This is a genomic window from Desulfobacula sp., assembly GCF_021107415.1.
The window spans coordinates 1-4,857 of record NZ_JAIOSW010000145.1 but is presented as its reverse complement, the minus strand read 5'-3'; the positions used below and the strand labels follow the sequence as shown (position 1 = coordinate 4,857).

The window sequence follows — 4,857 nt, the reverse complement described above, 5'->3', positions numbered from 1 at the left end:
GGTAAATTTGTATAATTGGAACATTCGTATGACTGAAAAAACACTTCAAAATTGTGGGAAATGCGGACTTTGCCTCAATACCTGTCCCGTGTATAAAATATTAAAAGAGGAACAGGTATCCCCCCGGGCCAAGCTTCAACTGATAAAAGCTTATGACAACAACACCCTTGCTTCTTCTCCTTTATTAAAAGAGATTGTATCAAAATGCCTGATGTGCGGATCATGTGCCGCCAATTGTCCTTCCGGGATAGATCATTATTCAAAGTTCATGGAAATGAGAAGAAAAATGGTGGAAACTCAAGGTGAAACACCCGCCATTAAAAGCCTGATTTATCTGCTGGCCCGTGAATATCGGATAAAATTGGGTGCCGGTCTTGCCAGACCCGGGCAAAAATTTGTGCCTGACAGCTTTGCCCGGGACTATAAACTTGGCAATATCCCTTTGAAAAATTTTCCAAAACTTAATTGTACTCCACTGCGCAAAGCCAATGATGAAATTATCCTTTCAAATAAGAAACAAGTGGGAACCGTGGTCTATTTTACCGGGTGTGCAACAAACTATTTATATGATGACACAGGCTTTGCCACGATTGAAATCTTAAAACACATGGGATATAAAATTATTATTCCAAAAGACCAGACCTGCTGTTCCATTCCATTATTATTTCACGGAGCGACAGACAAGGCATTTAAAAATATCATGACAAATATTAATGCCTTAAAAGACCATGATTGTGATGCCATTCTTGTGGACTGTTCCACCTGCGGAGAAGCATTAAAAAATGAATATCCCCGTCTTTTAGAAAATCAAGGTAAAAACCCTTTTGATGCAAAGGCAATTTCCACAAAGGTAATAGATATCCTCTCATTTGTTGATCAAAATTTTGACCGCCTTGAATTTGATCCTGATTTCACAGAAAAACTATCTGTCACCTACCATGCTCCCTGCCATACAAAGAATACTTTCCACTCCCATATCATTGCTGAAACTTTGCTTGAAAAACTGCCGTTTGTAAGCTACAAAAGAACTATTGATGTTGAGGAATGCTGCGGAGGTGGGGGTACGTTTTTTTATGAATATCCGGAACTCTCAAAAAAAATGGTTGATAAAAAAATTAAAAATGCAAAAGCCGTGCAGGCAAAACTATGGCTCACGGATTGCCCGGTCTGCAGGATGAACCTTGCCGGCAATCTGAATAATAATGACAATTTACAGGTTCTGCACCCTGTAAGTCTGATACATTCGGTATTGAAACCGGCATGAAAGTTAAATTAAAAAAAAATCAAGCCCCCCTTAACATCACCATATCTGATGATAAAGTGTTTGACATCATTATGGGTAAAGATATTCCGGGAATCAGCCATGACAAAATCAAACTGATCATTTCAAAAGGGATAAGAACCCATGCTCCAAAAGATATCCGGCATAAAAAAATCGCCATTATCATCCCGGATGACACAAGACTCTGGGCCCGGGGAGATATTTTTGTACCTCAAATTGTAAAAACTCTTTTTGAACTGGGGATCTCAAAGGAAAACATCAAAATCATTATTGCACTTGGGACCCATGATGATATGGGTAAAGATCAGTTCTCCCTGCTTGCCGGAACCTTTTGCAGTCAAAGGATTCAAATTCTCAATTCTGCAAATAAAAATCAAGCCCGCCTTATCTATTTGGGTGAAACCTATAAAAAGACACAACTCTATATCACTAAAGAGGCAGTTGAAGCCGATCATATAATCATATTTGGTGGCATCCTCCATCATATGGCAGCCGGGTTTGGTGGTGGCAGAAAATATATATTACCGGGTATTGCAGGATATGACTCTATCCAGCAAAACCACTCTCTTGCCATGAAAAAAGATGGAGCACCCCATCCCATGGTTCGGCAGGCAAAGCTCTGGGGAAATCCCATTAATGAAGATCTGAATGATGCAGCAGACCTGTTCTTAAAAAATAAAACCTGTACTTATGTGGTCCTTGCTGCAAATGGTATGGGTGATATTTTCCATGCCGATGTGGGTCCGTTGCACAACACGTTTATGAACGGCTGTAAAAAACTGGACCAGGCCTGTTGTATCCGTATTTCCCAAAAAGGAGATTTTGCCCTGATCTCAGCAGGCGGCCACAGGACAGATAGACAATTGTATCAATCCACCAAAGCCCTTTTCAATGCGATCAATATTGTCAAAGAAGGCGGAAAGATCCTTTTTGTTGCCGGGTGTTCACAGGGTGTGCGACATGATACCTTTTCATCTCTTCTAAAAAAATTTAAAGATGATCCCAAAAAAATCGGCAAGGAACTGGTACTAAATTTTAATATGCCGTCCTATGTCGCGTTCAGGGTGATTGATGTCCTTAACCGGTTTGATGTAACGCTTGTTTCAGATTTTTCAAAACTTACAACTGAAGAATTAGGGTTTAAATATACGAATAATATTGACAACTACACTAAAAGCTTAAAAGGGAAAGGGTATATTATACCATTTGCTGAAAATATCCTGCCTGTTTTAGACAATTCATGACAGGCCGGATTAAAGATAGGCTTAAATTTAACTCATAATAAATTTTAAGGGGGCACCATGAAAAGACGAACGTTTTTAAAAAAAGCAGGAATCGGGACAGCAACAGCCGCGGCCGCATTATCAGTCGGAGCACCTACAGTTATTGCATCTCCTAAAAAAATCAAATGGACGGCCACTTCATTCTGGAATCCAAAAGTAAGAATCATGTTTGACGGTATAAAAACCTTTTGCGAGAATGTAAAAGAAATGACGGACGGACAGTTTGAAATCAAGCTCTATGGCGGAGGTGAATTAGTACCCCCTCCGGGTGCGTTTGATGCAGTGTCCAAAGGAACGGTACAAATGGGAACCGGTTCTCCCTACTTCTGGGCGGGTAAATCAACAGCGTTTAACTGGTTTGGCTCCATCCCCTTTGGAATGAATGCACAGTCTATTAACGCCTGGTTCTATGAAGGCAATGGTCAGGCATTAATGAATGAATTGTATGACCGGTTTGATCTTGTTCCCAGAATTATTGGAAATTCAGGTATGCAGATGGGCGGCTGGTACGCAAAAAAAATCAACTCCCTGGAGGATTTCAAGGGGTTAAAAATGCGGATCGGCAGTATCGCAGGCAAGGTCCTTTCAGAAGTGGGTGTGACAACTGTCTTTGTACCGCCATCTGAAATATTTCCAGCCCTGGAAAGAGGGGTTGTGGATGCAGCAGAATTTGTGGGCCCTGTTCATGATATACTGCTTGGGCTTTATAAGGTTGCCAAATATTACTACACTCCGGGATGGCATGAGCCCGGTCCCGTATTGGATATCTTCTTCAACAAAAAAGCCTACAATGATCTGCCCAAACATTTTCAGCGAGTCCTTGATATTGCAGCAGCTGATATTAATGTCAGAACCCTGGCAGCATTTGATGCACAAAGCGGAACAGCCCTGGACAAGCTGGTAAAAGAGCACAACGTGGATGTACAGGTCTATCCTGAAGATGTATTAAAAAAATTAAAAACCATATCCAGAGAAGTGATTGAAGAAGAAGCCCAAAAAGATCCTTTTGCCGCAAAAGTACATGAAGACTATAAAGCATTCCAGGCAAAAACAGCTGTGTGGGGGAAGATGTCTGAAAAAGTCTATTGGAATACAATGGCTTAAATTTATGAAAACCATTAAAAAAGCCGTTTTGTTCTGTGATAAAATCAATGAATGGATCGGCAGTGTTATCGTTACATCCGCTGTCTTTTTATTCATCCTGGTGATCTTTTCCAATGTGATCATGCGTTATGTTTTCAATACCAGTTTTGTGTTTATGGCTGAACTGGAGTGGCATGTATTTGCTTTTATTTTCCTGTTAGGTGCAGGCTTTACCCTGCTGCATGACGGACATGTCCGCGTGGATATTTTTTATTCAGTCATGAATAAAAAAAAACAGGCAATAATCAATTTATTCGGTGTCCTGTTTTTTTTAATCCCTTCATGTTATCTGGTTTTGAGTACAAGTATTCCATGGGTTATTGTGGCATATAAAATAGGAGAAGTTTCCATTGATCCCGGCGGTATTCCTGCAAGATTTTTATTAAAAGCAACCTTACCAATCGGTTATTTTTTAATGTTGATCCAGGGAATCTCACTTTTTGTAAAAAGCGCGTTCATACTTATGGACAAACCCCTGGAAAACGATAATGCTGATTGAATATTTACCATTTTGGATTGCCGACTACCTGGCTGCATGGCTTTTTTTAGTATTGACCATTGCCTTAATGGGAGGATTCCCCGTCACCTTTACCATGATGGGGACATCCTTCCTTTTTGGTCTTATCGGGTTAAACGTGAGCTTTTTTGATCTGCTGCCCCTGCGGATGTGGGGAGTAATGAACAATACCATGCTCATGGCGGTTCCCCTGTTTATTTTTATGGGTCTTGCACTTGAAAGATCAGGGCTGGCAAGGCAGTTACTGGAAACAATGGAAGAACTTTTTAGAAATGTACGGGGCGGACTGGCCATTTCCGTTGTCATTGTCGGCGCATTACTGGGTGCATCCACCGGCATTGTCGGGGCAACAGTTGTCACAATGGGATTGATGTCTTTGCCCATCATGCTTAAGTATAAGTATTCAAATTCTTTTGCTTCCGGCACAGTTGCAGCCTCGGGAACCTTGGGCCAGATTATCCCTCCCAGCATTGTTTTACTTCTTTTGGGTCCCGTAATGGAAGTACCCATTGGAGATATGTTTATTGGTGCGGTTATTCCGGGAATGATTCTGGTATTTCTTTATTGTCTGTTTATCTTTTTGTCTACATTTTTTGGAACAAAACATGTTCCGGCTGCCCATGGAAAAGGCC

General features: G+C 40.9%; 5 protein-coding genes. All 5 read left to right on the top strand.

Annotated features, from left to right (window positions below; genetic code table 11):
* On the top strand, nt 1-1,264 hold a 1,264-nt coding region (locus tag K8S13_RS07690; RefSeq protein WP_291461695.1), incomplete at its 5' end, for a (Fe-S)-binding protein.
* Complete coding sequence (larA, locus tag K8S13_RS07685) at nt 1,261-2,526, top strand: nickel-dependent lactate racemase (RefSeq protein WP_291461693.1); 1,266 nt, start codon at nt 1,261-1,263, stop codon at nt 2,524-2,526. The genes K8S13_RS07690 and larA, both read left to right, overlap by 4 nt.
* A gap of 57 nt (nt 2,527-2,583) precedes the next feature.
* A complete protein-coding gene (locus K8S13_RS07680; RefSeq protein WP_291461691.1) occupies nt 2,584-3,669 on the top strand; it encodes a TRAP transporter substrate-binding protein in 1,086 nt (361 codons plus the stop codon).
* Between the two features lie 4 nt (nt 3,670-3,673).
* Entirely contained in the window at nt 3,674-4,207 is a 534-nt protein-coding gene (locus K8S13_RS07675; RefSeq protein ID WP_291461689.1) for a TRAP transporter small permease subunit, read from the top strand.
* The coding region (locus K8S13_RS07670) for a TRAP transporter large permease subunit (RefSeq protein WP_291461688.1) at nt 4,197-4,857 on the top strand (661 nt) is incomplete at its 3' end. The genes K8S13_RS07675 and K8S13_RS07670, both read left to right, overlap by 11 nt.

Excerpts from the sequence above, each read along its gene's own strand:
- larA (WP_291461693.1), top strand. The coding sequence starts at position 1,261 with ATGAAAGTTAAATTAAAAAAAAATCAAGCCCCCCTTAACATCACCATA.
- K8S13_RS07675 (WP_291461689.1), top strand. The coding sequence starts at position 3,674 with ATGAAAACCATTAAAAAAGCCGTTTTGTTCTGTGATAAAATCAATGAA.
- K8S13_RS07680 (WP_291461691.1), top strand. The coding sequence starts at position 2,584 with ATGAAAAGACGAACGTTTTTAAAAAAAGCAGGAATCGGGACAGCAACA.